Source organism: Microbacterium sp. 69-10 (assembly GCF_001897945.1).
Lineage (GTDB): Bacteria > Actinomycetota > Actinomycetes > Actinomycetales > Microbacteriaceae > Microbacterium.
The window spans coordinates 23,137-49,266 of sequence record NZ_MKRT01000001.1; the positions used below are offsets into that span (position 1 = coordinate 23,137).

Annotated in this window: 21 protein-coding genes; 9 read left to right on the forward strand and 12 right to left on the reverse strand. The window is 70.0% G+C overall.

Annotated elements, in window-relative coordinates; translation table 11 throughout:
• Nucleotides 1–1,237 (forward strand): LPXTG cell wall anchor domain-containing protein (locus BGN97_RS00140; protein WP_292696923.1); only part of this gene is annotated, 1,237 nt, incomplete at its 5' end.
• Nucleotides 1,238–1,323: 86 nt separating this feature from the next.
• Here BGN97_RS00140 and BGN97_RS00145 read toward each other — a convergent pair.
• Nucleotides 1,324–3,681, reverse strand: a complete 2,358-nt coding sequence (locus tag BGN97_RS00145) for an NB-ARC domain-containing protein (protein ID WP_292696926.1) — start codon at nucleotides 3,679–3,681, stop codon at nucleotides 1,324–1,326.
• 250 nt (nucleotides 3,682–3,931) lie between these two features.
• Complete coding sequence (locus tag BGN97_RS00150; RefSeq protein ID WP_292696930.1) at nucleotides 3,932–5,839, reverse strand: S16 family serine protease; 1,908 nt, start codon at nucleotides 5,837–5,839, stop codon at nucleotides 3,932–3,934.
• A gap of 140 nt (nucleotides 5,840–5,979) precedes the next feature.
• Here BGN97_RS00150 and BGN97_RS00155 point away from each other — a divergent pair, with 140 nt between their 5' ends.
• On the forward strand, nucleotides 5,980–6,396 hold the full coding sequence (locus BGN97_RS00155; RefSeq protein WP_292696932.1) for a VOC family protein: 417 nt from the start codon (nucleotides 5,980–5,982) through the stop codon (nucleotides 6,394–6,396).
• 3 nt (nucleotides 6,397–6,399) lie between these two features.
• On the opposite strand, the gene BGN97_RS00160 is transcribed toward BGN97_RS00155, so the two are convergent.
• From BGN97_RS00160 to BGN97_RS00170, 3 genes are read right to left on the reverse strand one after another with little or no spacing between them, the layout of a single operon-like run.
• Nucleotides 6,400–7,089, reverse strand: coding sequence for a GNAT family N-acetyltransferase (locus BGN97_RS00160; RefSeq protein WP_292696935.1), 690 nt, complete (start codon nucleotides 7,087–7,089; stop codon nucleotides 6,400–6,402).
• 57 nt (nucleotides 7,090–7,146) lie between these two features.
• Complete coding sequence (locus BGN97_RS00165; protein WP_292696938.1) at nucleotides 7,147–7,767, reverse strand: hypothetical protein; 621 nt, start codon at nucleotides 7,765–7,767, stop codon at nucleotides 7,147–7,149.
• Between the two features lie 34 nt (nucleotides 7,768–7,801).
• The gene (locus BGN97_RS00170; RefSeq protein WP_292696941.1) at nucleotides 7,802–9,121 is read right to left on the reverse strand and encodes an alpha-hydroxy-acid oxidizing protein; all 1,320 of its coding nucleotides are present in this window, start codon (nucleotides 9,119–9,121) and stop codon (nucleotides 7,802–7,804) included.
• 70 nt (nucleotides 9,122–9,191) lie between these two features.
• On the opposite strand from BGN97_RS00170, the gene BGN97_RS00175 reads away from it, so the two are divergent.
• Nucleotides 9,192–10,661 carry a peptide MFS transporter gene (locus BGN97_RS00175; protein WP_292696943.1) on the forward strand — a complete coding sequence of 490 codons (1,470 nt, stop codon included), beginning with the start codon at nucleotides 9,192–9,194 and terminating at the stop codon, nucleotides 10,659–10,661.
• A gap of 13 nt (nucleotides 10,662–10,674) precedes the next feature.
• Here BGN97_RS00175 and BGN97_RS00180 read toward each other — a convergent pair whose 3' ends face one another.
• The 4 genes from BGN97_RS00180 to BGN97_RS00195 form a co-directional block, all read right to left on the reverse strand.
• On the reverse strand, nucleotides 10,675–11,073 hold the full coding sequence (locus tag BGN97_RS00180) for a hypothetical protein (RefSeq protein ID WP_292696946.1): 399 nt from the start codon (nucleotides 11,071–11,073) through the stop codon (nucleotides 10,675–10,677).
• 45 nt (nucleotides 11,074–11,118) lie between these two features.
• Nucleotides 11,119–12,078 carry a serine hydrolase gene (locus tag BGN97_RS00185; RefSeq protein ID WP_363331377.1) on the reverse strand — a complete coding sequence of 320 codons (960 nt, stop codon included), beginning with the start codon at nucleotides 12,076–12,078 and terminating at the stop codon, nucleotides 11,119–11,121.
• A gap of 125 nt (nucleotides 12,079–12,203) precedes the next feature.
• Nucleotides 12,204–14,168: a M13-type metalloendopeptidase gene (locus tag BGN97_RS00190; protein WP_292696949.1), complete on the reverse strand. Its 1,965-nt coding sequence runs from the start codon at nucleotides 14,166–14,168 to the stop codon at nucleotides 12,204–12,206.
• A gap of 69 nt (nucleotides 14,169–14,237) precedes the next feature.
• Complete coding sequence (locus BGN97_RS00195) at nucleotides 14,238–14,873, reverse strand: TetR family transcriptional regulator C-terminal domain-containing protein (protein WP_292696952.1); 636 nt, start codon at nucleotides 14,871–14,873, stop codon at nucleotides 14,238–14,240.
• Between the two features lie 86 nt (nucleotides 14,874–14,959).
• On the opposite strand from BGN97_RS00195, the gene BGN97_RS00200 reads away from it, so the two are divergent.
• Entirely contained in the window at nucleotides 14,960–16,351 is a 1,392-nt protein-coding gene (locus BGN97_RS00200; RefSeq protein ID WP_292696953.1) for an APC family permease, read from the forward strand.
• A gap of 221 nt (nucleotides 16,352–16,572) precedes the next feature.
• Here BGN97_RS00200 and BGN97_RS00205 read toward each other — a convergent pair whose 3' ends face one another.
• Nucleotides 16,573–17,136 carry a DUF1992 domain-containing protein gene (locus BGN97_RS00205; protein ID WP_292696955.1) on the reverse strand — a complete coding sequence of 188 codons (564 nt, stop codon included), beginning with the start codon at nucleotides 17,134–17,136 and terminating at the stop codon, nucleotides 16,573–16,575.
• A gap of 182 nt (nucleotides 17,137–17,318) precedes the next feature.
• On the opposite strand from BGN97_RS00205, the gene BGN97_RS00210 reads away from it, so the two are divergent.
• Complete coding sequence (locus BGN97_RS00210) at nucleotides 17,319–18,824, forward strand: DUF222 domain-containing protein (protein WP_292696956.1); 1,506 nt, start codon at nucleotides 17,319–17,321, stop codon at nucleotides 18,822–18,824.
• A gap of 125 nt (nucleotides 18,825–18,949) precedes the next feature.
• Nucleotides 18,950–20,284, forward strand: coding sequence for an MATE family efflux transporter (locus BGN97_RS00215; RefSeq protein ID WP_292696958.1), 1,335 nt, complete (start codon nucleotides 18,950–18,952; stop codon nucleotides 20,282–20,284).
• A 419-nt stretch (nucleotides 20,285–20,703) separates the two neighbouring features.
• On the opposite strand, the gene BGN97_RS00220 is transcribed toward BGN97_RS00215, so the two are convergent.
• The gene (locus tag BGN97_RS00220; protein ID WP_292696960.1) at nucleotides 20,704–22,419 is read right to left on the reverse strand and encodes an acyl-CoA dehydrogenase; all 1,716 of its coding nucleotides are present in this window, start codon (nucleotides 22,417–22,419) and stop codon (nucleotides 20,704–20,706) included.
• Between the two features lie 133 nt (nucleotides 22,420–22,552).
• Entirely contained in the window at nucleotides 22,553–23,191 is a 639-nt protein-coding gene (locus BGN97_RS00225; protein WP_292696962.1) for a TrmH family RNA methyltransferase, read from the reverse strand.
• A 250-nt stretch (nucleotides 23,192–23,441) separates the two neighbouring features.
• Between BGN97_RS00225 and BGN97_RS00230 the strand changes: the two genes are divergently transcribed.
• The 3 genes from BGN97_RS00230 to BGN97_RS00240 all read left to right on the forward strand — a co-directional run bounded on the left by BGN97_RS00230 (nucleotide 23,442) and on the right by BGN97_RS00240 (nucleotide 25,899).
• Nucleotides 23,442–24,767 carry an Nramp family divalent metal transporter gene (locus BGN97_RS00230; protein WP_292697180.1) on the forward strand — a complete coding sequence of 442 codons (1,326 nt, stop codon included), beginning with the start codon at nucleotides 23,442–23,444 and terminating at the stop codon, nucleotides 24,765–24,767.
• Nucleotides 24,768–24,938: 171 nt separating this feature from the next.
• Nucleotides 24,939–25,265 carry a hypothetical protein gene (locus BGN97_RS00235; RefSeq protein WP_292696963.1) on the forward strand — a complete coding sequence of 109 codons (327 nt, stop codon included), beginning with the start codon at nucleotides 24,939–24,941 and terminating at the stop codon, nucleotides 25,263–25,265.
• A gap of 1 nt (nucleotide 25,266) precedes the next feature.
• The gene (locus tag BGN97_RS00240) at nucleotides 25,267–25,899 is read left to right on the forward strand and encodes a metal-dependent transcriptional regulator (RefSeq protein ID WP_292696965.1); all 633 of its coding nucleotides are present in this window, start codon (nucleotides 25,267–25,269) and stop codon (nucleotides 25,897–25,899) included.
• Nucleotides 25,900–26,130: the final 231 nt, after the last annotated feature.

Consider the following 26,130-nt stretch of genomic DNA (forward strand, 5'->3'; position numbering starts at 1 on the left):
CGCCCACACCGCCGTCCAGCTGACCATCGACGGCGATGCCGCCGGCACCGGCACCACTGGCGCTGACGGCAGCGTGTCGTTCCCGGCGTTCACCTCCACGACGCTCGGCATCGGAGCACACCCCGTCCTGCTCACAGCCGGGGTGCTTTCCGCCACGGCGACGTTCACCGTCACCGACGATCCCATCGTGTACGACCCGCACGTCGCGGTCAGCCCAGAAGAGCTGACCGTCTCAGAGCTCGCCGGCACCGGTGTCGAGACCAGCGGATCGGGCTTCGCACCGAATGCCGCCATCTCCTTCTCCGTCGACGGACAAGCGGTCGAGACCGCATCCGCGAACGCCTCAGGAGAAGTCGCCTTCACCTTCACGAGCGGAGCACTCGCGATCGGGACGCACACGGCGAAGCTCGCCAGCGCGGAGGGTGACGCAACCGCCTCCTTCACCGTGCTGGCCGACCCGACTTACACCCCCACGGCGACGGTCGCACCGACGACGCTGACCGTGACCGAGCTCGCCGGCACCGGCGTGACGATCACCGCAGCCGGCTTCCCGGCGAACACGGACGTCGCCCTCGAGATCGACGGGACCAGCATCGGCTCCACACGATCGGACGGGAGCGGCGGTGCGGTCTTCGCGTACACCTCGGATTCGCTCGGTGAGGGATCTCACACAGTTCGTCTCACCGCGGGTGCCCCCGGAGCGACCGCCGCAGCTGGCTTCACCGTCACGGCGGATGTCACTCCACCGGCCGCTCAGATCCCGACTGCCGCACCGGGCGCCGATGCGCTGGTCCCCGGGCTCGAAGGCGGCATCACCACGCCCGCGAGTGCAGCGCTCGGCGAGACGATCACGCTGTCCGTCCCTGGGGCAGCCCCCGGCACCGAGGTCGGCGTCTGGCTGTTCGGCGCCCCGGTCTACCTCGGCACGCACACCGTGAGCGCAGCGGGTACGGTGACGGCGACGATCAGCGGTGTCTCCTCGGGCACGGCGCGGCTCGGGATCTGGTCCGCGTCCGACGGCCTGCTCGGCTGGGCGCCGATCACCGTCACCGAGGCCGACTCCAGCGGCCCCGGTGGCCCCGCTGGCCCCGGGAACTCTGGTGAAGAGCCTTCCACCGAACCGGACCTCGCTCACACCGGCGGCGGCGACGTCACCCTCCCCCTCGCGCTCGGCACGATCCTCGCGGCAGGAGGCCTGTTCTTCCTCCTCGCCCGGCGACGTAAGTCCGCGAGGTAACCCGAAGGCGCCGGTGCTGAGGTCCGGCCACCCGAGGACTCTGGGTGGTCGGGCCTCAGCTCTCTCCTCTGCCCTGCACGGTGGTCTCAGAGAAGTCTTCGCACCCGCTCGGCCTCAGCAGCAGCCCTCTGCGGCTCCGCCCCACCGGCCGTACCGAACAGCGCCACAGACTGCTCCAGCTGCATCAAGGCGCCGGAAGGATCGCCGACGGCATCCGCGCAGCCCAGGCGCAGCAGCGCACGCGCCTGCTCGTAGTGGAACGACGCGCGCACGGCGATCGCGAGCGCCCGTCGCCAGCACGACATCGCCTCCTCATGCTCGCCTTCGCCGGCGAGTGCGTCGCCGAGTGCGAGCAGGAACGTCGCATGCTGGCTCGGCTCAGCGATCTCCTCCTCGTGCTCACCCACCCTGCGCAGGTCGGCGAGCGCCTGCGAGCCGTCACCGCGATGGAGCCGTGCGACGGCGAGGGCGGTCGCCGCATGCAGCGCCGCCTTCCGGCTGCGCCCCTCGGCGAGCGCGCTCGCCTCCCGGGCAGCGGTCTCCGCACCATCCAGATCGCCCATGGCGATCAGCGGATCCGCGAGGTTCGACAGTGCTTCGGCGATCGCCGGCACCGGCGGCGAGGGGGCGCTCCAGGCCAGGCGTATGGCCGCACGGTGCTCATCCGCCGCCGCGATGTGATCTCCGAGCCGGTACAGCGCGATCGCCGCGTTGTCCCGCACGACGACCTGAAGCATCTCCGTACCTGGAACGGTCTCGGCTGCGGCGATCACCTCGGCGAATGCCGCCCGGGCTCCGTGCAGATCCCCGCCGCGACCGACGACGATCCCGACCGAGTTCATTATCGACAGCGTGACCAGTCGCAGATCCGCCTGCGCTGCGGCGGTCCGCGCTCGCTGCAGTTCGGTCAGCGCCGCCGGATCGCCGGACGAGACCAGCGTCTGCGCGAGGAAGCGCCGGGCGATCGCGACGGCGGAGGGATCCGGCTCCGCGCCTTCCCGTCCTGTCTCGACGACCTCCACGGCCTCTCGGAAGAACGCCTCCGCGAACGGCAGGGAGGTCTGCTCGTGCACGAATCGTGCGATGGCCTCCGTGAGCGCATCCACGAATTCCGCCCGGTGCGGGGAGGGCACCCGGCTCACGTCGATGAGATGCCCGAGCTCCGCTCTCAGCCAGTGACTCCCTGCGGCGGCCGGGATGACCGGCACGATCCGGGCCGGATCCCGCGATCGCGCGATCTCTCCGGGGTAGATCGCATCGGTCGCGGCCCAGGCCTCCTGCAGCATCTGCGACCCCAGACGTTCCAGCGCTTCATCGCGCTCCGCCTGGGCGTCCTCCTCCCAGCTGCGGCCGGCGGCGAACAGGCGGACGAGCACATGCATCCCCAGCCGCCCGGGCCCTGGACGGCTGATGCAGTTGAGGTAGTCGAGCTGATCGACGATCCTGGATGCCGCATCCGCGCCCACACCGATGAGCGCGGCGAACTGACGGTCGGAGAGATCTGCGCACGGCTGAGTCGCGAACAGCCGCAGCGCCCGTCGGCTGCGGGGCGTCAGCGCCTCATAGGACCCGCTGACGACCGCGTTCACCGCAGGTTCGAGCTGTAATGCGTCCCGACGCCGCCTGAGTGCCTGCTGATGATCGCGCAGCGACCAGGAGTTCTGCTGCGCGATCCGTGCCGCGACCAGAGTCACGGCCAGAGGCAGCCCGCCGCTGAGCTCGACGATCTCGAGCGCGGCGTCGGCCTCCTCCGACACCTTGGTCGCACCGATGCGCTCGCGCAGGAGATCCAGCCCCTCCGCGGTGCTCAGCGGTGCGAGGTCGAGCATCCGAACGCGCGCGGGCAATGCCAGTGCCCGCCTGCTGGTGAGGATGATCGGCACCGACAGGGCCCGGCGCAGGAACGGGCGCACCTGCTCCTCGGCGCCGACATCGTCGAGGAGCAGGCCGATGCGGCTCTCCACGAGACGTGTGCTCACGGCATCCGCCCGGTCAGCGAGCGTCGCGCCGAACGGGGCGCTCAGCGCGAGCGAGCGCTCGACGGCCTCCATCACGGCGCTCGGATGTGCGAGCCGATCGCTGCCGGTGCCCCGCACGTCGACGACGATCACCTGCTGAATCCGCATCGCCGCATGGTGCTCGGCGAGCAGGTTCAACGCCAGCTGCGTCTTGCCGACACCGCCGAGGCCGGTGATCAGCAGGCGCGGCGACGCCGCACCCGCGACGAGTTCCGGTCCTCTGCCGATGAGGTCGTTCAGTGGGGGCGGGGGTCCGATTCGCGAGGAGACGACCACCTCCGACTGCGCCTGCCGCGCCAGCGCAGAGCACCAGCCTCCCCACACGGCGACCTCGGCATCGTCGGCTCCCAGAGCCCGCACGATGTCGAGCACGAGCGCGGCGTCGACACGCTTGCGGCCGTCGCGGAAGGCGTCGTAGATCGTCACCCGCCCCGGTGTCCCAGTTGTGCCCGAGGCCCGTTCGCCGCGGATCACAGCGACGCGACGGGCCACCTCACTGAACGAGGGTTCCCCGGCCTCTGCTCGCCGCAGCCGGAGCCGTGCAGCGAGCGCATCGAGCGTGCGCGGGGCCCCCGGGTCGTCTGCACGGACGGACATCTCGCACCTCCCGCCGCGGTGTCCTCCGCGAGCCTGCTGTCAGCCTACGGTCCGATCACGTCCCAGCGCTGAGACCCACTCACTTCTTCTTGGGCTTGGGTTCCGCGAGATAGCTCAGCGTCCGCGTCATGAGGAAGCTGCCGTTGTATAGCGAGATCGCACTGAACTGATCCATGACGTTGGAGTTGCGCAGCAGCCCGGCGACTTCGTAGCTCGCCACGCTCACCACAGGCTCGGTGCGGTTGGCGCGCAACCGGCCGATCTCGTCAGCGAGCTGCTGCTTGCCGAGATCGAGGGCATGACCGAGCACCGCGTCGAACTGCACGCCGGTGATGTTCAGATTGTCGTCGAGGATCGCGTTGTTGTAGTACTTGTCGGTCAGCGACTCGTTGCGCACGTAGTTGTTCAGTCCATACCCGAGGGTCGCGTACGCCGCATTCGGCTTGCCCTTGCCGATGTAGTCGGCGATCGCGGGCTGCACCTGCTGCTGGGTGATCGCCGCCGCGACCGCGATGTCGACACCTGCCAGCCGGGACATCATCTGATCGTTGGAGAGCCCGCGGGATTCCGCCAGCGGAGCGATCACGTTCTCGGTGAACGCCGTGAGGTTGGCATCCGCGCCGCGGCGGAAGAAGTCGCCGACCTGTGCCAGGTCCATCCCCTTCGCGATCGGGGCGCCGGGGTTGTCACGACCGACCTCGAATGCAGCATCCGCTGAGACCAGCTGCGAACGCGACAGCCGCGACCACAGCACGGGCATGACCAGGGCGCTGAACATGTCATCGAGCGATGCGAAGTCGTTCTGCTGGTACCGCGTCCTGATCGACTGGATCGACGACGATGCGAAGGTCAGCAGGGAGTACGCGTCGAACGCTCCGGCGTAGGCGTTCACCAGGCCCTCCACGTCAGCGACGGACTTCGGCGAGTACGTGCTGAGCTTGTCGAGGAAGGCGAAGAACTCCTGCTCCGGAATCGAGGTGTCCAGCGCCTGGCTGAAGAGCACGTCGAGCCCCGGCAGTCCCTGGGTGAACAGCGGCATCGCCAGTTCCCCCGTGGCCGTGATCGCCTCGGCCTGAGCCGCGGCCTGCGATGCGAGGTTGTACGCACCCGCCTGCAGGCCCTGCCGCTGCAGGTCCTTGGCCTTCGCCGCATAGGCGGCGACGAAGTCCGAGAGTCCGGTGCCGGTGAAGATCCCCTGCACCTCCGACGGCAGGCGCTGGAATCCGGCGACGGCCGCGTCGTAGCGTGCGAGTGCGGCGTCCGTCTGCGGCTTGACCTTGTCGTAGGAGGTTGCGGCGAGGCGCGGATCCCTCGCAACGCCGGGGACCTCGAGCTTCTTGCCGGTGAGTGCGCTGTAGGCCTCGTAGATGTCACCGACCTCGATGACGGTGGTGCCGACGCGCTCGCCCTCCTTCACGACGTCGACGGACTCTCCGGCATGGTTGGTGGTGACGCGCTGTCCCAGCGGGATGAGCACGGTGGTGAAGCCGGCCTTGGCCGCGGCCTGCACCTTCTCCGGAATGCCGCCGACCGGTCCGACCGTGCCCGTCGCATTGATGGTCCCGGTCATCGTGATGTGCTTCTTGAACTTCTCGCCGCGCGCCACGGCGATGAGCCCGGCCGTCGTGAGCGCCCCGGCGCTCGGCCCGTCGATGCGACCGTCGGTCTCGAAGCGGAACTCGCCCTCGAGAGGCCGGCCGAGCAGAAGCGTCGAGGTGATCGCGGCGTTCCACGCCCCGGCCTGCGACTGCGCTCCGATCCCGCCGACCTCGTTCTCGGAGAACTCGACGCGGAAATCGCCCTTCTTCGCCGGGTCCTTGCGACTGATCACGGTGGTTCCCGTCGTGCCGGAGTCGCCCGCGACAGCAAGCCACGTGACGGTGATCTTCCCCGAACCGCTGCTGGGCTGATCTGGCCCGGGCCCCGTGCATGCGCTGAGCAGTAGCGCCAGAACGACGAGGATCGCGGCACCGCGCGAACGTTGCATTGCGGTCATCATGGCCTCCCAGATCCAGACTCCGAACGCCCCCAGTGTGACGATCCGCGGCATCGATGCGATCGCAGAAGAGGGAATCCGAACGATCCCGAACGCTCGACCCCGGCGATGCGGAATGCGAGGCTGTCCTCATGGAACAGCGCGTGAGCTTCATCACCCTCGCCGTCGCGGACGTGAGCCGCAGCAGGGCGTTCTACGTCGACGGACTCGGCTGGGAGCCGATCTTCGAGGCCGAGGGCGAGGTGCTGATGCTCCCGGTCGCCGACCGGCTGATCCTCTCGCTGTGGAGCGTGGAGGGGTTCACCGCCGAGATCGGGGAGCCCCCGGCATCCGGCGTCGCCCCGATCACCCTCGCGCACAACCTCGCGACCGAGGCGGAGGTGGATGCCGTGCTCGCCGAGGCCGAGGCGCTGGGCGCCACCGTCTCGCCCGCGACCCGGCGCGACTGGGGCGGGTACTCCGGCTACTTCGCCGACCCCGACGGCTTCCGCTGGGAGATCGCGGTCAACCCGGGTGAGACCGGCGCGTTCGTGCTGCCGCCGGCCTGAGGGTCACGCGGTGAAAAGGTAGCCGCGGCCGGTGTCGAACCCGGCGAGGCGGCGTCCCTGGGACAGCTGCTCCTCGATGTCGGCGCGCAGGCGCAGACGCCACTCGTGCGCAGCAGCCGGGTCGGTCTCGCGCATGCCCTCGACGTCGGTCGGGATCTCGACGGTCGCGACCACTGCATCGGATGCCGGGGGCTTGGCGATGTCGGCGAGAACCCACTCCAGGTCCAGCCGGTCGCTCTCGTCGCCCGCGTCACCGCTGCCGAAGATCCCGTAGCGGTTGACCGTGTATCCGGTCACGCGTGCGCCGAGCACGGTGAGGAAGAAGTGCGCGTTGCGCGCGACCAGCGGGTCGAAGGTCCACGTGATGCGGCCGACCTCGCGGGAGAACGCCCACTGACGCTGGTGCTCCTTGAGCTCGCGGCCCCACCCGCGTCCGCGGTACTCGGGCAGCAGCGCGGTGATGTGCGAGTGCATGGTGCGCTTGCCCGGCTCGCCGAAGAACGCGATCGAGGCGCCGACCATCCGGTCCTCGCCCTCGGAGTCGTCGAAGAGCCCGACCACGTAGTTGCCCGACTGCTGCAGCGCACGCAGCGTGCCGGCGTCGATGACGCGGTTGGCGCCGCGGATGGAATCCAGCAGGCCCTGGGCGTCGATGATCAGTTCAACGGTGTCGAGTTCGCGGATGCTTCGCACGATCCCAGTCTGCCCCTCGCGGTGCGAAACGCGAAACGCGGCGGGCCGTGGAGCGGCTCAGCGGTTCGGAAACGCCTGCCCGCCGCCCGCGGCGAGCGCGTCGGCGACGATCTCGAGGTACTCGCTCATCATCTCGTCGGGCATCGCGGGCATGCTCTGCTCCCAGTACGGGAGGATCGCTCCGCGACCCTGCATCATGCCGGCCGGGCGCGCCCACGCCCACAGGTGCAGGTGCGCGGAGCCGTCGTTCCACCGCGAGAAGTGGCAGCGCGCGACGGCGGGGATGGCCTTGGCCGCCTCGGAGACACGCTGCAGGATCGGGCCGAGACCGGCGAGCACCTCTATCGGGGCGTCCTCGAGCCTCACGTGCCGCCGTGGCGAGATGGCACCGACGAACGGGATGCCGGTCGGCCCCTGCATCCCGCCGCTGACGCGCCACTCGTCGTCCTGCCAGATCGTGTACTGGTTCGCCGGCCCGCAGTGATGGCACTCCGACGGGTCGAGCTCGCCACCACGGGGCTTCTCGGGGACGAGCATCGGTTCGAGGGGCAGCAGCTCGAAGGCCGCGATGCTGGGCACCGGGCCACTGCCCGGCGTGCGGCTGGTGTCGAGGGTCTGCCCGATGGGCGCCCATCGGTGCCAGGCGGTGTCGGCCGGATGCTGCTCGTACTCGGTCATGCGTCCATGCAATCACGCCATCCGAGGCCGGCGATCACACGGCCCGCAGCGCATCCCGGTCGAGCTCGGCGATCGAGGTGAGCCCAGCGAGCCCGAGCGTGATGTCGAGCTCAGCCAGCACGTTGCGGATCACCTCGCGCACGCCGCGCTCCCCCGCGATCCCGAGACCGTAGGCGTACGGACGCCCGAGCGCCACGACGTCGGCGCCGAGGGCCAGGGCGATCGCGGCATCCGCTCCGCTGCGGATGCCGGAGTCGAACACCACCGGCATGCGCCCGCCCACCCGCTCGGCGATCTCCGGCAGCACGGCCAGGGTCGGCACGGATCGGTCGATCTGCCGGCCGCCGTGGTTGGACACCCAGATGCCGTCCACCCCGGCATCCGCCGCCCGCTCCGCGTCGTCGGGGTGCACGATCCCCTTCAGGAGGATCGGCAGCGACGTCCACTCGCGCGCCCTGGCGAGGTCGTCCCAGGTGAGGGTGGGCGTGGAGAACACGTCGAGGAACGTCTCGACGGCGGCGCGCGGCAGCGGCGAGCGCAGGTTCTCGCGCAGGCTGCGGCTTCCCGTGAGGCCGGAGCCCTTGCGGGCGATCGAAACCCCGGCGGCGATCGTCCTCGGGGTGACGCGGACGGCGGATGCCGGCTCTGTCGAAGCGACCGCGCGCTCCCGCACCAGCGCCTGGAACACCGGATCCGAGGTGTACTGGGCGATGCCCATCCCGCGGGTGAACGGCAGGTACGCCAGATCGAGATCGCGGGTGCGCCAGCCGAGCAGGTGGGTGTCGAGCGTGACGACGATCGCCTCGCATCCGGCCGCCTCGGCACGGCCCAGCAGCGACGCGTTCAGCTCATCGGAAGCCGACCAGTACAGCTGGAACAGCCGCGGCGCGCCGGGCGCAGACTGCGCGATGCGCTCGACGGGGAAGGATGCCTGGTTCGAGACCGTGTACGGCACTCCGACGGACGCCGCGGCCCTGGCGACGGCGAGGTCGGCCTCCGGATGCACGAGCTCCATCACCCCGAGCGGCGCGAGCAGCAGAGGGGTGGGGCGGGTTCGCCCGAGGAACTCCACGGACAGGTCGCGGGACGAGACATCCCGCAGCGGCCGGGGCCACACCTGCCAGCGCTCGAACTCGCGACGGTTCGCCGCGACCGTCGCCTCGGAGCCCGCCCCGCCTGCGATGTAGGCGTATGCCTCGGTCGAGAGGGCGGCCTCGGCCTCGGCGCCCAGCGCGTCGACGCCGATGGGGACGGCGGGACGATCACCGCTGATGCCGGCACGGAAGATGTCGGACTGCGTGCGGCGCGAGATGCCGCGCGCCGCGGCCGGGTCGTTCGGAGCCACGTTGCTCATGGCGCCCACCCTAGCCGTCGCGGATCGGCCCGGACAGGGCCGGGAACCGGCCGGCACGTAAGCTGGAGGGATGACTTCTTCGCCGAGCGCCACCGAGCCGACGGCCCCGGAGCACGGATTCTTCGGGCAGCCGCGCGCGCTCGCGAACCTGTTCGGCGTCGAGATGTGGGAGCGGTTCAGCTTCTACGGCATGCAGGGCATCCTGCTGATCTACCTGTACTTCAGCGTCGCCAAGGGCGGACTGGCCATGCCCGAGGCGATCGCCGGCGGCATCGTCGGCGCCTACGGCGGATCGGTGTACCTGTCCACGATCCTGGGCGCCTGGCTGGCGGATCGCCTGTTCGGCTCGGAACGGGTGCTGTTCTTCAGCGCGGTGGTCATCGTCGCCGGGCACGCCGCGCTCGCCCTCCTCCCCGGATTCGTGGGCGTGGGAGTCGGCCTGGTGCTGATCGCCCTCGGCTCGGGCGGCCTGAAGGCCAACGCCACCTCGGTGGTCGGCACGCTGTACTCCGAGGAGGACACCCGGCGGGACGCCGGCTTCTCGCTGTTCTACCTGGGTATCAACCTCGGTTCCTTCTTCGGCCCCGTGCTGACCGGTCTGCTGCAGTCGACCGTCGGGTTCCACTGGGGCTTCGGCCTCGCGGCGGTCGGCATGACCGCGGGTCTCATTCAGTACAGCTTCGGGCGCCGGAACCTGCCGGCCGCGGCCTCCACCGTGCCCAACCCGCTGCCCGCGCGCCGCTATCCGCTGGTGATCGGCATCGCCGTCGTGGCGATCGCACTGATCGTGGTGCTGACGCTCGTCGGCGTGATCCGCCCCGAGAACCTCGCGAACATCGTCATCGTCGGCGCCCTGGTCGCGACGCTCACGTACTTCACCATCATCCTGTCCAGCCGTCACGTCGACGCGACCGAGCGCTCGCGGGTGTGGGCGTTCGTGCCGCTGTTCATCACGAGCGTGGCGTTCTGGTCCCTGTACCAGCAGCAGTTCACCGTGCTCACGGTGTACTCCGACAAGCGCCTCGACCGCATGATCCTCGGCTGGGAGATACCGCTGGTGTGGGTGCAGTCGATCAACCCGGTGTTCATCATCGTGCTCTCCGGGGTGTTCGCCGCCCTGTGGACCAAGCTCGGCAAGAGGCAGCCGACCACCCCGATGAAGTTCGCGCTGGGGACGATCGTGATGGGCGGCGCCTTCCTGCTCTTCCTGCCGTTCGCGAACGGCGGCGAGGGCTCCACGCCGCTGCTCGCGATCGTCGGCATCCTGCTGGCGTTCACGATCGCCGAGCTGCTGCTCTCGCCGATCGGCCTGTCGGCCGCGACCAAGCTCGCGCCCTCGCACTTCAAGGCGCAGATGGTCGCGCTGTTCTTCCTGTCGATCTCGCTCGGCACGGCCATCTCCGGCTGGCTCGTGCAGTTCTACGACCCGCAGAACGAGGTGCCGTACTTTTCGATCCTCGGTGCGATCGCGATCGTCGTCGGACTGGGCCTGGCCGTGTCCGCGAAGCCCGTCCTCAAGCTCATGAAGGGCGTCAGCTGACGCGGACGCCTCGTCAGCCCAGCGTGCGGCCGTCCGGGTCGCCCGGGCGCACCGGGCGCAGGCGGGCGGGCGCCGGCCAGGGCAGCGTGAAGCGCTCGGCGGGCGGGCGCTGCATGTCACCGAAGTCGTCGACCTTCACGACGACACGTCCGGCGGCTGCGCCTTCGGAGGGCGTCACCTCGACGAAGCGCACGCGGAGCGGCTCGGGCGCCTCCCCCTCCAGCATCCAGATGTCGGCGAGCCACGCCAGCCCGACCTGCTCCAGCGCCGCCTCGGCATCGAGCCAGTCGACGGGCGCGGACGCCGTGCGGCCGAGCACGTCGATCGCGACCCAGTCCTCGCCCTCGGGGCGGATCCAGCCGAGCAGTTCACCGTCGTCGCGGCGGTGCGGAGTCCAGTCGTCGGGAAGCATGTTTCGACCGTAGCCCAGTCGCCGAGCCCGGACGGGCTCCCGACCTCAGTGCGTGTACTCCATGAGATCGGTGCCGAGGATGCGGAACGCGTCGTGCGCGCGCAGCCGGTGGCTGATCGACAGGTCGTCGAAGCACACCGTCAGCGCGTAGGCGATGCCCGCTCGCGGGCCCGCGAGCACACCGGCCTCGGCGCGCACGCCGCGGTCGCGGCCGGTCTTGTTGACGAAAAGCAGGCCGTGAGCGTCGTGATCGTGCGCGAACGGATCCAGCCCGGTCGCCGCCGCGACGAGGCTGAGATCCTGGTTCAGGCTCAGCCACTCCGAGACCTGCGCGCTGACCGCCGCGTCGACGACGGACGCGTTCACGAGCGCCGCGAACAGGTGCGCGAACTCCCGGGTGGTCCCGACCGCCACATGCGGGGCGTCGTCGGGGCCGCGCTTGTCACGGAAATGGTCGAGCACGGCACTGCGCGGCATCCCGAGGCTCACCATGCGGGCGCGCACCTGCTCGTGCCCGACGGCGTCGAGAAGGGCGTTGGCTGCGTTCGGGTCGCCGGTGGCCGCCGCGAGGACGGCCAGGTCGATCAGCGGCAGCGCCGGCACCCGCAGGTTGCGCCAGAGGCCGGAGCCGGCGACGAACCCCTCGGTGGCGCGGTCGACGATCCGCAGCGGGTCGAGGGTGCCGGCATCCAGCGCCGCGGCGGTCTCGACGAGCACGGGCACGAAGCCGAGGCCCGCGATCGGCAGCGGCACGTGGTCGTCGCCGGCGAGGATCTTGCGGCCGGTGTCGAGATCGGCGACGTGCACCGAGACCTGGGCCCCGGATGCCGCGAGCTCCTCGAGCGCGCGGAGGGCGGAGCTGAACGAACGGCGGCCGACAGCCGCCCGTCGCGGTGTGCGCCGACCGCCGCGCTGCGATCGATGCGATGCGGTGGCGACCCCATCGGCGGGCACGCGCGGTGTGCCACGCGAGGGGTCAGGTACCGAAGCGGAGGGGGAGCTCACGCAGGATTCCTCACGGGTGGAGTAGGCATCGGTGACCGGAGATCCGTGCGGGGGAGCGGGATCCTCGACCGACTGGGCTATCGTAACCCCGCCGCCCGGCTGAGCGGACGGCGGGGTCGAAGCATTCACCAGATCGTGACGCGCTGGTCTTCCGGAAGATGCAGGGCGTCCCCCTCGGTCACGTCGAACGCCTCGTAGAACGCGTCGATGTTGCTGAGGATCTGGTTGCAGCGGAACTCGTTCGGCGAGTGCGGGTCGATCGTCAGCAGACGGATCGTCTCGGCGTCGCGGCTCTTCTGCCGCCACACCTGCGCCCAGCTCAGCAGCAGGCGCTGGACCCCGGTGTAGCCGTCGATCACCGGCGCCTCGGCGCCGCCCAGCGACAGCTCGTACGCCTTCAGGGCGATGCCGAGGCCGCCCAGGTCGCCGATGTTCTCGCCGATGGTGAGAGCGCCGTTGACATGGTTCTCGTCACTCAGCCCGACCGGCACCAGTGCGTCGTACTGCGCGATGAGCGCCTTGGTGCGCTCCTCGAACGCCTCGCGGTCGGCATCCGTCCACCAGTCCTGCAGGCGGCCGTCGCCGTCGTAACGGCTTCCCTGGTCGTCGAACCCGTGGCCGATCTCGTGGCCGATGACCGCGCCGATGCCGCCGTAGTTGGCGGCCGCGTCACGGTTCGGGTCGAAGAACGGGTACTGCAGGATGGCCGCCGGGAACACGATCTCGTTCATCAGCGGGTTGTAGTAGGCGTTGACCATCTGCGGCGGCATGTGCCATTCGTCGCGATCGATCGGACCGCCGATGCGGGAGACCTGGCGGTCGTGCTCGAAGACCGTGGCGCGACGGGCGTTGCCGATCAGGTCGGAGGCGTCGATCTCGACGGCGGAGTAGTCGCGCCACACGTCGGGGTGACCGATCTTCGGGCGGAAGGTGGCGAGCTTGGCCAGCGCCTTCTCCCGGGTCTCCGCGCTCATCCACTCGAGCTTCTCGATGCTCTGCCGGTAGGCCTCGATGAGGTTGGCGACGAGCTCGTCCATCGCGACCTTGGACGCCGCGGGGAAGTGCCGCTCGACGTAGATCTTGCCGACCGCGTCGCCGAGCGAGCCCTCGACCAGCGAGACGCCGCGCTTCCAGCGCTCGCGGATCGACGGGGTGCCGGTGAGCTCGGTGCCGTAGAACGAGAAGTTCTCGTCGATGATGTCGTCGATGAGGAAGCCGGCCAGCCCGTGCACGACCTTGGCGCGCAGCCATGCCTTCCAGTCGTCCAGGCGCTCCTCGACCAGCAGGCCGCCCAGGCCCTCGAAGAAGCTGGGCTGGTAGACCACCAGCTCGTCGAAGGCGGTGGGGTTGGCCACCGACACGGCGTCCCGCCACGGGGTGAGGTCGACGCCGACCAGCGTCTGGAACTCGTCCCAGGTCCTCAGGTTGTAGGTCTTCACGGCGTCGCGCGAGGCGACGTTGTCCCAGTGGTGCCCGGCGATCTCGTGCTCGAGACCGAAGGCGCGATCCGCGGTGCCCGCCGCATCCGCGACGCCGGCGAGGGTCAGGATGCGCTCGAGGTGGGCGCGGTACGCGGTGCGGGTGCCCTCGAAGCTCTCCTGGCGGTAGTAGCTCTCGTCGGGCAGCGACAGGCCGGCCTGCAGGGCGAACGGCACGTAGCGCTCGGGGTTGCCGGGGTCGGGCTCGATGAACACGCCGATGAGGGCGGCGACGCCCTCGCGGTCGAATGCGCCGACCGTGGCGAGGAAGGAGCCGATGCTGTCGATCGAGTCGACCTTCGCCAGCTGCTCGTGCAGAGGGGCGAGGCCCAGCGCGGCGATGCGCTCGGTGTCCATGAAGCTGGTGAACAGGTCGCCGACCTTGCGGTTCAGGGTGCCGGGCTCGGCATCCTGCGACTCCTCGATGATCGCGCGCACGTCCTTCTCGGCCTGCTCGGCGAGCAGGTGGAAGGAGCCCCAGCGCGCCTTGTCGGCGGGGATCTCGGCCGACTCCAGCCACGTGCCGTTGACGTGGCGGTAGAGGTCGTCCTGGGGGCGGATGTCGGAGTCGAACTCGCTGATGGCGAGACCCGAGGGCAGAACGTCAGTCATGCGGTCCAGCTTAGGCATCCGCGCGGACATCGAAGAAGACTCGGCGCCGGATGCTGCGATGCCCTGCGCTCAGCGCGCGAGACGCGCGACGATCGCGCCCGGCTCCGTCCCCACCAGCGTCTCGCATGCCTGCGCGAGACGCGTCGCGAAGGCCGCGGCGTCGGTGCCACGGGTGAGCGCGTGCGCGGAGATGCCGTCGATCATGGCGAGGATCTGCCAGGCGACGGCCTCCGGCGCATCGGTGCGGAAGAGCCCTCCGGCGCGGCCGTCCTCGATGATCCCGGAGATGAAGGCCTGCCACGCGCCCATCTGCTCGTCGATGGCGGCGCCGAGCGCCGCGCTCCCCCGGCCCAGCGACCAGGCGTCCACCCACACCAGCGTGATGTCGTCGTGATCGCTGGCGAGCACCGTCGCGATCATGCGCGCCAGCCGGGCAGGCGGATCCTCGACGAGCGCGACCTCGGCCCTCACCTGCTCGAGCTCGGACGCCACGAGCTCCCGGAACGCGCGCGCGACCAGGTCGTCCATGCTGTCGGCATAGTGCGCGACCAGCCCCGGCGCGACGCCGGCGCGCGCGGCGACGGCTCGCAGCGTCAGCGCCGACAGGCCGTTCTCACGGGCGATCTCGACGGCTGCGCTGCGGATCTCCGCCGAGCGCTCGAGCGGGCTCTTGCGCGTGCGGGTGCGGGTTCCGGGTGTTGACATGGTGACTCCAGTGTAGGAACATTGCGTATTGATCGCCTGATCAATACGCAATGACCCGACGGCCGCACGATTACAAGGAGGTAATCATGACCCTCACGAGCACCCCGGCGGGGCTGCACCGCAACCTCAGGCAGCGGCACGTCGTCTTCATCGGACTGGCCTACATGTCGCCCTTCGCCGTGTTCGACACGTTCGGCATCGTGTCTGAGGCGACGAAGGGCCACGTCCCGATGTCGTACATCATCATCACGATCGCCGTGCTGTTCACCGCGTTCAGCTACGCCAGGATGGTGCGCGTCTACCCGTCCGCGGGCTCCGCCTACACGTACACCCGTCGCACGATCGCCGCTCCGGTGGGCTTCCTGGTCGGCTGGGCGTCGCTGCTGGACTACCTGTTCCTGCCGATGATCAACGCACTGCTGGCGAAGATCTATCTCTCCGCGGAGTTCCCCGGGGTGCCGGACTGGATGTGGATCGTCGGCCTGATCCTGGTGATCACGGTGCTGAACATCATCGGCGTCCGCGTCAGCGCGGTGGCGAACATGATCATGGTGGTGTTCCAGGCGCTCCTGGCGATCGTGTTCGTCGTGCTGACGGTGCGGGCGATCCTCTCCGACAACGCGCTGGCTTTCACGTTCGCGCCGTTCTATTCGGTGAGCGCCGACATGGCGAGCCTGGTCGGCGGCGCCTCGGTGCTGGCGCTGGCGTTCCTGGGCTTCGACGCGGTCACCACGCTGTCGGAGGAGACCGTCGACCCGCGTCGCACTGTGCCGCGCTCGATCATGTGGATCGCCGCCCTGGGCGCCGCGTTCTTCGTCTCCGTCACCTACGTGATGCAGACGCTGGTGCCGGATCTGGATGCCCTGAACGCCATCACCCCCGACATCGAGGGCGCCTCGCCGTACATCGCGCTGTTCATCGGCGGCATCCTGTTCCAGACGATCTTCCTGGCCGGCGCGACGGTGTCGGTGGTCTCCTCCGGCCTGGCCTCGCAGCTGAGCGCCTCGCGCCTGCTGTATGCGATGGGCCGCGACGGCATCATCGCCCGCAGGCTGTTCGGCTACGTGCATCCGCGGCTGGGCACGCCCGTGATCAACATCGTGCTGGTGGGCGCGATCGCGCTGACCGCTCTGCAGCTCGATCTGAACGCGGCGACCTCGCTGATCAACTTCGGCGCCTTCACGGCGTTCGCGTTCGTCAACCTGTCGGTGATCGCGTTCTGGATCCGCCACCGCCGCACCGAGCACACGCACGGATCGTCGATCGAGTGGACGCTGATCCCGGGCATCGGGTTCCTGATCAACGTGTGGCTGTGGCTGAGCCTGGATCAGCTGGCGATGACCGTCGGCCTGATCTGGTCGGGCATCGGCGCGCTGTACCTGCTGTGGCTGACGCGGGGCTTCCGCCGGCCGACCCCGGACGTGGCGTTCGAGGAGGCCGAGGACCTGCCGACCGGCGTGGTGCGCGTAGGGGCCTGAACCACCGCAGTCACGCGTTCCCGGTAAGCACCCGAACACCTCTGTTCGCGGGGCGGTTGTGCGGATGCAGAGTGTCCATCGACTTTCCGACTGACCCAGCCGTCGCATATGACGGGCGACGATCCGCGTCACCGGCACCATCCAGGCACACGAGAAGTCTCGTGCAGATCGAAGCGCGCACGCCCGATCAGATCGTCGTCACCGCCTGAAGCGGTCGTCCGTCACGCCGAGCGGCGCCACCAGCCGCGACGGCGCCGCGGTTCAGCATCCGCCTGCTCCGCAGCATCCGCGATCGCCCGCGCAGCGGTGCGACGCTCCCGCCAAGCCGCCACCTCCGCATCGACGTCGCGGGTCCTGGTGATGACCGGCGGACCGCCGAGCAACTGACGACGCGCCTCGATGACACGGCGGTTGAAGTCCTCAAGCACACCGCGGACGTCCTCCTCACGTCCGAGCTGGTCAAGTTCGTCGTCGAGCCCGCGGTCCTCGACACGCAGCATGAGCGCCGGCGGGCCGAGACCGGAGAGGTTCTCAGTCTCGATCTTCCGGCGGATCCACCAGTCCGGATCGTGGTGCGTGCCGAGACCCTCGATCGGCTTGCCGGCGCCGGGCAGATCATCGAAGACACCCTGCCGAATTGCGAGCTGGATCGCCGTCTCGACGAACTCCGACTTGTTCTGCGCGTTGAGCACCATCGGCGCCTCGGCAGACTGCTCAGGCTCTGGCTGCTCTCCCGCGCCCCGCTGCGCTCGATAGCGGGCGGCGTTGCTCATCGCGTCGGACATCGGATCACCTCCGGTGCTTCCAGGGTATGCGACCGCCGTGTCGGGCGGCGCGGATAGTGTTCGAATCGAGGTGATGAGCGATCGCTCATGTTAGTAGGTATGTTCGCATCTGATATTGAGATTGTGAATCTTTTCTCGAAGAAATGCTTGACAATGCTGGTCGGTGTCCGTATCGTTGAGGCATGTCAGCTCCCCTGGTCAACCTGCACGAGGCCGTGTCGGTCCTCGACGCGGTGTGGGCTGATGCTGACGATGATGACCGGTTGGCTCGAGCCGATCTGATGGCCTTGAATGCGGCGATCGGGTCGGCTCGACGGGCCTTGGACGCCTTGCAGGCACGGGTCGCGGCCGGCATCGCGCATGAGTCGCGTGCGGAGCTGGGTGCGGAGTCGCTGGCGAAGCAGGCCGGGTTCCGGACGCCCGCGGCTCTGATCGCCGCGACGACCGGCGTCTCGACAGGGGACGCCGCGCGGTTGGTGAAGGTCGGGGAGGCAGTGGCGCCCCGGGTGGATCTGGTCGGCGAGCGGATGCCTGCGAAGTACCCCGCTGTCGAGGCGGCGCTGTCCGCCGGCGAGGTGGGCGCTGCCGGGGCTGCGGTGATCGTGGAGTTCCTGGATCGCGCGCGCATCGGACGCGACCGAGACGTCGTCGCGGACGTGGAGGCGCGGCTCGTGGAACGCGCGGTCGGGCTGTCGCTGGATGACGTGCGCCGGCTCGTCAAGCGGGCCGAGATACTGCTGGAACAGGACAGACTCGAAGCACGCGAAGAGGAGCGCCGGGCGTCCCGGTCGCTGACGTTCTTCGAACGCGACGGGATGCTGCACCTCAGCCTCATCACCGACGTGGAGTCCGGTGCACCGATCCGCACCGCGATCGACGGATACGTCACCGCCCAGTTCCAGGCCCGCAAAGACGCTGAGGCGGCGGCGGTCGCCGCGCGCCGTGCGGATGCCGAGGACGCCGGGACTGATGCCCACGGCGCGGCGGATACGCCTCGCTCTGGCGGCTTCGCGAGTACGGATGCCGACGGTGTGGACGAGGACCGGCGGACGGTCGCGATGATGCGCGCCGATGCGCTCGCCCTGTTCTGCGGGCACGTGATCGGCTGCGAGACCTCGGTTCCCGTCGCCGGCGCGACCGTGATCGTGCGCGTCAACCTGGACGACCTCGAGCGCGGCACCGGACATGGCACCATCGACGGGACCGACCAGCCCCTCTCGGTGACTGCGATCCGACGGATGGCCGCCTCCGGCGGCGTCATCCCCTGCGTGCTGGATGGCGCCGGAGAGATCCTCGACCTCGGGCGCGAGAACCGCCTGTTCACGAGAGCGCAGAAGCTCGCCCTCGTCGAACGCGACGGCGGGTGCGCACGGTGCGGGCTTCCGCCCCACATGACCAAAGCCCATCATCTGAAGTGGTGGAAACGGGATGCGGGGCCGACCGACCTGTCCAACGGGGTCCTGCTCTGCGAGTCCTGCCACCACCGCATCCACGACAACGGGTGGGACATCAGAATCGACAACCCACCCGGAGACCACGCGGGCACGGGCGACACCGCCGGCACGCGGCGAAGGCGAGGGACCGGCGTCAACGTGCACGGGAAGGTCTGGTTCATTCCACCCGCCCACATCGACCCCACCCGCACCCCGCAGCTCGGCGGGCGCGCCCGCTATGACATCGCCGCCTGAGCATGCGACTGTCGACCACGCGACCTCGCGACCACGCGACCACGCGACCACACGACCCTGCCTGCGCGGCAGTGAAGCCCCCGGCTGGAGACGCCCCCTCCGCCCGCACGCCATAGGCTCGTGAGGTGGCATCCCCCGCATGCGCTCCCCCGTCGCTGAACCGAGAGATCCTGCTCCTCGCCGTGCCGGCTCTGGGAGCGCTCGTCGCCGAGCCGCTGTTCCTCATCCTCGATGCTGCGATGGTCGGCCACCTCGGCACCACCCCGCTCGCGGGCCTCGGAATCGCCAGCGCCGTCCTGCAGACCATCGTCGGCCTGATGATCTTCCTCGCCTACTCGACCACCCCTGCCGTCGCCCGCCGATTCGGCGCCGGCCGGCCCGGCGACGCCGTCTCGGTCGGCATCGACGGCATGTGGCTCGCCCTCGGCCTCGGCGCCGTCCTCGCGATCGTCGGCGCCCTCACCACCCCCTGGCTGGTCAGCCTGTTCGGCGCCGCTGACGCCGTCGCCGTCGAGGCCCGCACCTACCTGACGATCTCCATGTGGGGCCTGCCCGCCATGCTCATCGTCTACGCCGCCACCGGCCTGCTCCGCGGCATGCAGGACACCGTCACCCCGCTCTGGATCGCCGGCCTCGGCTTCGGCGCCAACGCCCTGCTGAACTGGATCTTCATCTACGGCTTCGGCTGGGGAATCGCCGGCTCCGCGTTCGGCACCGTCACCGCGCAGTGGGGCATGGTCGCCGCCTACGTGCTCGTCATCCGCCGCCTCGCCATCCGGCACGGGGCCTCGATGAAGGCGCAGAGCGAAGGCATCCGCGGCACCGCCCGCTCCGGCGGCTGGCTGTTCCTGCGCACCGTCAGCCTGCGCATCGCTCTGCTCGCCACCGTCGCCATCGCGACCGGCATCGGCACGCAGGAGCTCGCCGGCTGGCAGATCGCGTTCACGATCTTCTCCACGGCTGCCTTCGCACTCGACGCGCTCGCGATCGCCGCACAGGCCCTGATCGGCAAGAGCCTCGGCTCCGGCGACCTCACCCAGGTACACCGCGTCCTGCGCCGCACCACCGCCTGGGGAGTATGGTTCGGAGTCCTCGTCGGCGCGCTCATCGCGGCGCTCTCCGGAGTGCTGGGGATCGTCTTCACCGGGGATGCCGCGATCGCCGCCCTCGTGCAGCCGGCACTGATCGTGCTCGCCGTCGCCCAGCCCGTCGCCGGCATCGTCTTCGTGCTGGACGGCGTGCTGATGGGCGCGAACGATGCCCGCTACCTCGCCATCGCGGGCGGGTTGAACCTCGTCCCGTTCCTGCCCGCACTGTGGATCATCTCCGCCACCGGCATCGACGGCGCCGTCGGCCTGCTCTGGCTGGCCATCGCATTCTTCGGCATCTACCTGCTCGCCCGCCTCGGCACCCTCAGCTGGCGCGTCCGCACCGACCAGTGGACCAAATCCGTCGCCTGAGCAGGACCCGGATGCCGGGCATGCACCGGGATGCCACCCCCCTGCTCGGCTACCTGCGCGAACAACGCGTGAGATGGAAGTGAGCCGGCCACCAGGACCCAGCTGAGCAGCCTGGACGTGAGTGTGCTGATCTGCGCGTCAATGTCGCGGACCAGCCCGAGGTCACCGGCCGCTGCCGTTGATTCGACCTGGATCCGCCCAGGGGCCGGTCACTGTGCGGCACCGAGCGCGATCACCGCGGCACCAAGCGAACGCCGCGCTGCCAAACGAGCGCCGAGCCACCATGCGAACGCCGAGCCACCATGCGATTCACTCGAAATCGCATGGTGGCTCGCCGACAGGATGGTGGCTCGCCGACACGACCCGCAACCCCACGCCCCGCGACCCAACGACCCGAGAGCCGAGACCCGAGAGCCGAGTCAGGCGACCTCGCCCGCCGCCACCGTCTCCGCCAGCATGTGCACGCGCGGCAGGTGGTGGGCGCCGTAGAAGTCCGCGGAGACCAGGCGGGCGGCATCCGCCTCATCGACAGAAACGTGCGCGAGCACGGCGACGACGGCGAGCCCGTGCATCCAGCCGCCGGCGAGCGTGCCGAGCAGCATCAGGTAGGGCACGCTCACGCCGTACGCGTCGCGAGTCTGACCGAAGCCGACCACGGATGCCGTCGCCGCACGCGCCGAGGCGACAGCCCGCTCCAGACGGTCGGCGGTGCGCGCCGCGACCGGGTTGTCGAGGCCGCGCAGATCGGCGACCGTCGACGCGATCGACTCGAAGAGCTGGGAAGCCGTCGCGCCGCCGTCGCGGATCACCTTGCGGCCGATCAGGTCGTTGGACTGGATCGCCGTCGTGCCCTCGTAGATCGGCATGATGCGCGCGTCGCGGTAGTGCTGCGCGACGCCGGTCTCCTCGATGAAGCCCATGCCGCCGTGCACCTGGATCGCGTCGCTGGTCAGCGCCACGGCATCCTCCGTCGCCCAGCCCTTCAGGATCGGCACGAAGAACTCGGCGAGCGCACCGGTCCCGTCGGCCTCGGCCCGATCGAACAGGTCGCCCAGGTACACGCCAAGGGCGCGCATCGCGAACAGCCGGCTCTGCATCGACAGCAGCAGGCGGCGCACATCCGGATGCCCGGTGATCGGCGTACCTGCAGGGCGGTCGAGCACCGCCCCCTGCAGACGCGAATCCGCGTACGCGACAGCCTGCTGATAGGCGCGGTCCGAGATGCCGGTGGCCTGGAACCCCATCCCCGCACGCGCGGAGTTCATCATCACGAACATGCCGGCGAGCCCGCCGCCGACCTCGCCGACGAGATACCCCGTGGCGTCCTCGTAGGCGAGCACGCAGGTCGGGCTGCCGTGGATGCCGAGCTTGTGCTCGACGGCCACCGTCGTGACCGCGTTGCGCTCGCCAGGGTCGCCGGCGGCATCGGGCAGGAACTTGGGCACGACGAACAGAGACAGCCCCTTGGCCCCGGCGGGGGCGTCGGGCGTGCGCGCGAGCACCAGGTGCACGATGTTCTCGGCCACGTCGTGGTCGCCCCAGGTGATGAAGATCTTCTGGCCGCTGACGCCCCACGAGCCGTCGGCGCGGGGAGTGGCGAGAGTGCGGATCGCGCCCAGATCGGTTCCGGCGTCGGGCTCCGTGAGGTTCATCGTGCCAGTCCAGGTGCCGGCGACGAGCTTGGTCAGGTAGGTCTCGCGCAGCTCGTCGGATGCCGCGGCATCCAGCGCGTGGATCTGGCCCGCCGTCAGCAGCCAGCACAGCGCGAACGCCGCGTTGGAGCCGTTCCAGATCTCGCCGAGCCCCGCGCGGATCGAACCGGGCAGGCCGTCTCCGCCCGCGGACTCGGGCGCCTCGGCGCTGACCCACCCCGCCTCGACGAACGCCTGATACGCCTCGGCGAACCCGGCCGGCAGGTGCACCTGGCCGTCTTCGAGGCGCGCGCCGACTCGGTCGCCGACGGTCTCGAGCGGAGCGAGGACGGAGGCGGCGAACTCGCCCGCACCCGCGATGATCTCGACGGCGTCCTCGGCGCTGAACGCGCCGCCCGTGCCGCGCGCGACCAAGTCGAGGCCGAAGGCCTCGCCGAACAGGAAGCGGTAATCGTCGACCGGCGGGGTGTAGTCGGATGCCATGGCGGACTCCAATCCGTTTGAGACTGAGCGTCAGTTTACGCGAGACTGCGTCTCAATGGAACGGGGATCCGCCGCGGTCAGAGGCCCCGGGCTCACCCAGGGCACGTTCGGCGCCCAGCGCACCGGTCCGCAGTCACGCCTGCCGGGCGTACCGGCGGCACCACTCGTACATCACGACGGCCGCCGCCGCGCTCGCGTTGATCGAGCGGGTGGATCCGTACTGGGTGATCTCGATGTGCCCGGATGCCGCGGCGAGCGCCTCCTCGGAGAGCCCGGGGCCCTCCTGGCCGAACAGCAGCACGCAGCGCTCCGGAAGCTCGGCCCGGTCGACGGGGACGGCGTCGCCCACGTTGTCGACCGCGATGATCGGGATGCCCTCACCGGCAGCCCAGGCGGCGAAGGACTCCACGTCCGGGTGGTGCACGACGTGCTGGTAGCGGTCGGTGACCATGGCGCCCCGCTTGTTCCAGCGGCGACGGCCGATGATGTGCACGGTGTCGGCGAGGAACGCGTTCGCGCTGCGCACGATCGAGCCGATGTTCATGTCGTGCTGCCAGTTCTCGATGGCGACGTGGAACGGATGCCGCTGCAGATCCAGGTCCGCGACGATCGCCTCCATCCGCCAGTACCGGTACCGGTCGATCACGTTGCGGGTGTCGCCGTGCTCCAGCAGCTCGGGGTCGTACCAGTCCTCGACGGGCCGCTCCCCCTGCCACGGGCCGACGCCGTGCGTCGTGCGCTCGGGTGTCGGGTCGGGGGCCTGCTCTTCCACTCCGCCAGGCTATCGGGCGGCATCCCGGTCGCAGTTCGCAACGGAACCGGGCTGCTCCGGTCGCCCAGGTCGCAGTTCATCCCGGAATGCGCGCGTCGAGCGGGACCAACTGCGACCTGCAGCATCCGGAATGCCGTGGAAGCGACACGAAACGCGACCCGACCTCGAACTTTTAGGCGCACCGAAAAACACATATGATTTCGGTATGCCTAAATCAGCGCGGATCGAGGAGCCCGGTGTCCACCAGGAGATGCCCCGACGGGGCATCCGCGTGCCGTGGACCGGCCTGAGCCTGCTCGGACCGGCGCTCGTCGCCGGCGTCGCGTACCTCGACCCGGGGAACGTCGCCAGCAACATGACCGCCGGCGCGCGCTACGGCTACCTCCTGGTCTGGGTCGTGCTGGCGGGCAACGTGATGGCCTGGCTGATCCAGTACCTGTCGGCCAAGCTCGGCGTCGTCACCGGCAGGAGCCTGCCCGAAGTGCTCGGCACCCGCATCCGCAACCCGTGGGCGCGTCGCGCCTACTGGCTGCAGGCCGAGCTCGTGGCGATGGCCACCGACATCGCCGAGGTGCTCGGCGGCGCCGTCGCACTGAACCTGCTGTTCGGCATCCCCCTGCTGCTGGGCGGGGTGATCACGGGAACCGTCTCGATCGTGCTGCTGGCCGTGCACTCGCGCCGCGGCGCCCGGCACTTCGAGTTCGTCATCATCGGCCTGATGGCCCTGATCGTGGTCGGCTTCGTCGCGGGCCTGGTCGTCGCCCCGCCGGACCCGGCGGGAGTCGTCGGTGGGATGCTGCCCCGCTTCGCGGACAGCGGCTCCGTGCTGCTGGCGGCATCCATCCTCGGTGCGACGATCATGCCGCACGCGATCTACGCGCACAGCGCCCTGGCCAGGGACCGATTCGGTGCAGCGGGCGACGCTTCGACGGGCTCGGGGACCCGGGCTGTGAGCTCAGCGACCCAGGCAGTCAGCCCGGTGACGCAGGACGCGGGCTCGGCAATGCGCGCGCGGGCAGGCCACAGCATCCGGACCCTTCTCACCGCCACCCGCTGGGACGTCACGATCGCGATGCTCATCGCCGGCTCCGCGAACCTCGCCATCCTCCTGGTGGCCGCCGCCAACCTGGCAGGCGTCGAGGGCACGGACTCCCTCGAGGGCGCGCACGCGGCGATCACCGCGAACCTCGGCCCGCTCATCGGCACCCTGTTCGCGGTCGGGCTGCTCGCGTCTGGCCTCGCCTCCACGTCGGTGGGCGCCTATGCGGGCGCCGAGATCATGCACGGACTGCTCACCGTGCGCATCCCGCTGCTCGCACGCCGGCTCGTCACGCTGATCCCGGCGCTGGTCATCCTCGGCGTCGGCTTCGACCCCACGCTCGCGCTGGTGCTCAGCCAGGTCGTGCTCTCGTTCGGCATCCCGTTCGCGCTGATCCCGCTGGTCGCGCTCACCGCCCAGCGGCGCACGCTCGGCGAGCACGCCAACCGCCGCCTGACGACGCTGCTCGGCATCCTGTTCTCGATGCTGATCATCGTCCTGAACGCGGTGCTGCTGTGGCTGGTGGCGACCGGCTGATCCGTCCCGCGGCCGGACCGACATCTCCCTGTCGACCTCAGCGCGCCGCATCGACTGCACCACCTGTCGCCGAGTGCACCACCTGTCGCCGTCGACAACCGGTGCTCTCGGCGGGAAGCGGTGCACTCGCGCCCGCGGAACCCCATGGGAACCCCGGGTAGGCTCGGACCCATGCCGTCCGCCCCCGCCAAGAAGCACCGCGACGACTCCCAGGCCCGTCGCGCGATGCGGCTGTGCACCTGGTTCGCGCTGATCGCCGGTGCGCTGGGCGTGGTGCTCATCGCCTGGCCGCGCCTGCTGCCCGCCGGCGGCCCATGGGTGCAGCTGGTGCTCGGCGCGATGACCCTGTTCCTCGCGTTCCGCGCCCGGGCGATCGGCACGAGGGGCGTGAACGACTACGACGGCCGTCTGTCGCTGCTGGCCGCGATGGCCGGCTTCGCGATCATGTTCTTCGCCGGGAGCGCCGCCTTCGGCGTGCTCGCGGCGCTGGGAGGCTGACATGCCCTCCCCCGCGTTCGACGACTACCTGAAGACCGTCTACGCGCACACCGAGTGGCAGGATGCCCCGATCACGCCCTCGCAGCTCGCGACGGCGCTCGGCATCGCCCCCTCGAGCGTGACCGAGATGGTCAAGAAGCTCTCCGCCGCGGGACTCGTCTCGCACCAGCCGTACGGCGCGGTGCGGCTGACGGATGCCGGACGCGAGCGCGCCCTGCAGATGCTGCGCCGCCACCGCCTCATCGAGACCTGGCTCGTGCGCGAGTTCGGCTACGCCTGGCACGAGGTGCACGACGAGGCCGAGGTGCTCGAGCACACCATCAGCGACCGGCTGCTCGAGGGCATCGACCAGCGGCTGGGCCGCCCGCGCTTCGACCCGCACGGCGACGCGATCCCGGATGCCGAGGGCCGGGTCGAACGGGAGCCGTTCGTGCTGCTCGCCGATGCGGTCGACGGCCACGCCGGGCGTGTGCTCCGGGTGAGCGACCGGGACCCCGAGCTCCTGCAGGCGCTGGAGGATGCCGGCGTCGCCGTGGGCGTGGAGCTCACGGCATCCGCCGACGGCATCCGCATCCACGGCGCCGCCACTGCGCTCCCCGACGGCGCCGTCGACGCGATCTGGCTCACCGCCTGACGCACAGCTCTCTGACCGGTGCCAACCTGGTCGAGACAACACCGCTCCCTACGACGAACGCACTGTATGCCCTGCGGGAGCTAGGCTACGTCGGCCTAGTCAACCCGGAGCCGAGCATGCGCGAGGTCCGCGATCGGCTGTTGCGCGACAACCTGACGATCGATCTACTCGTGTTCGGAGCCGGGCGCTCCCCGACAAGCACTAACTCCAACGCCTGAACGTCTGGATCAG

Bases quoted from the DNA above. Each gene is read 5' to 3' on its own strand.
- BGN97_RS00150 (WP_292696930.1), bottom strand. From the start codon at position 5,839: ATGCAACGTTCGCGCGGTGCCGCGATCCTCGTCGTTCTGGCGCTACTG.
- BGN97_RS00155 (WP_292696932.1), top strand. From the start codon at position 5,980: ATGGAACAGCGCGTGAGCTTCATCACCCTCGCCGTCGCGGACGTGAGC.
- BGN97_RS00165 (WP_292696938.1), bottom strand. From the start codon at position 7,767: ATGACCGAGTACGAGCAGCATCCGGCCGACACCGCCTGGCACCGATGG.
- BGN97_RS00170 (WP_292696941.1), bottom strand. From the start codon at position 9,121: ATGAGCAACGTGGCTCCGAACGACCCGGCCGCGGCGCGCGGCATCTCG.
- BGN97_RS00175 (WP_292696943.1), top strand. From the start codon at position 9,192: ATGACTTCTTCGCCGAGCGCCACCGAGCCGACGGCCCCGGAGCACGGA.
- BGN97_RS00180 (WP_292696946.1), bottom strand. From the start codon at position 11,073: ATGCTTCCCGACGACTGGACTCCGCACCGCCGCGACGACGGTGAACTG.
- BGN97_RS00190 (WP_292696949.1), bottom strand. From the start codon at position 14,168: ATGACTGACGTTCTGCCCTCGGGTCTCGCCATCAGCGAGTTCGACTCC.
- BGN97_RS00195 (WP_292696952.1), bottom strand. From the start codon at position 14,873: ATGTCAACACCCGGAACCCGCACCCGCACGCGCAAGAGCCCGCTCGAG.
- BGN97_RS00200 (WP_292696953.1), top strand. From the start codon at position 14,960: ATGACCCTCACGAGCACCCCGGCGGGGCTGCACCGCAACCTCAGGCAG.
- BGN97_RS00205 (WP_292696955.1), bottom strand. From the start codon at position 17,136: ATGTCCGACGCGATGAGCAACGCCGCCCGCTATCGAGCGCAGCGGGGC.
- BGN97_RS00210 (WP_292696956.1), top strand. From the start codon at position 17,319: ATGTCAGCTCCCCTGGTCAACCTGCACGAGGCCGTGTCGGTCCTCGAC.
- BGN97_RS00220 (WP_292696960.1), bottom strand. From the start codon at position 22,419: ATGGCATCCGACTACACCCCGCCGGTCGACGATTACCGCTTCCTGTTC.
- BGN97_RS00230 (WP_292697180.1), top strand. From the start codon at position 23,442: ATGCCCCGACGGGGCATCCGCGTGCCGTGGACCGGCCTGAGCCTGCTC.
- BGN97_RS00235 (WP_292696963.1), top strand. From the start codon at position 24,939: ATGCCGTCCGCCCCCGCCAAGAAGCACCGCGACGACTCCCAGGCCCGT.
- BGN97_RS00240 (WP_292696965.1), top strand. From the start codon at position 25,267: ATGCCCTCCCCCGCGTTCGACGACTACCTGAAGACCGTCTACGCGCAC.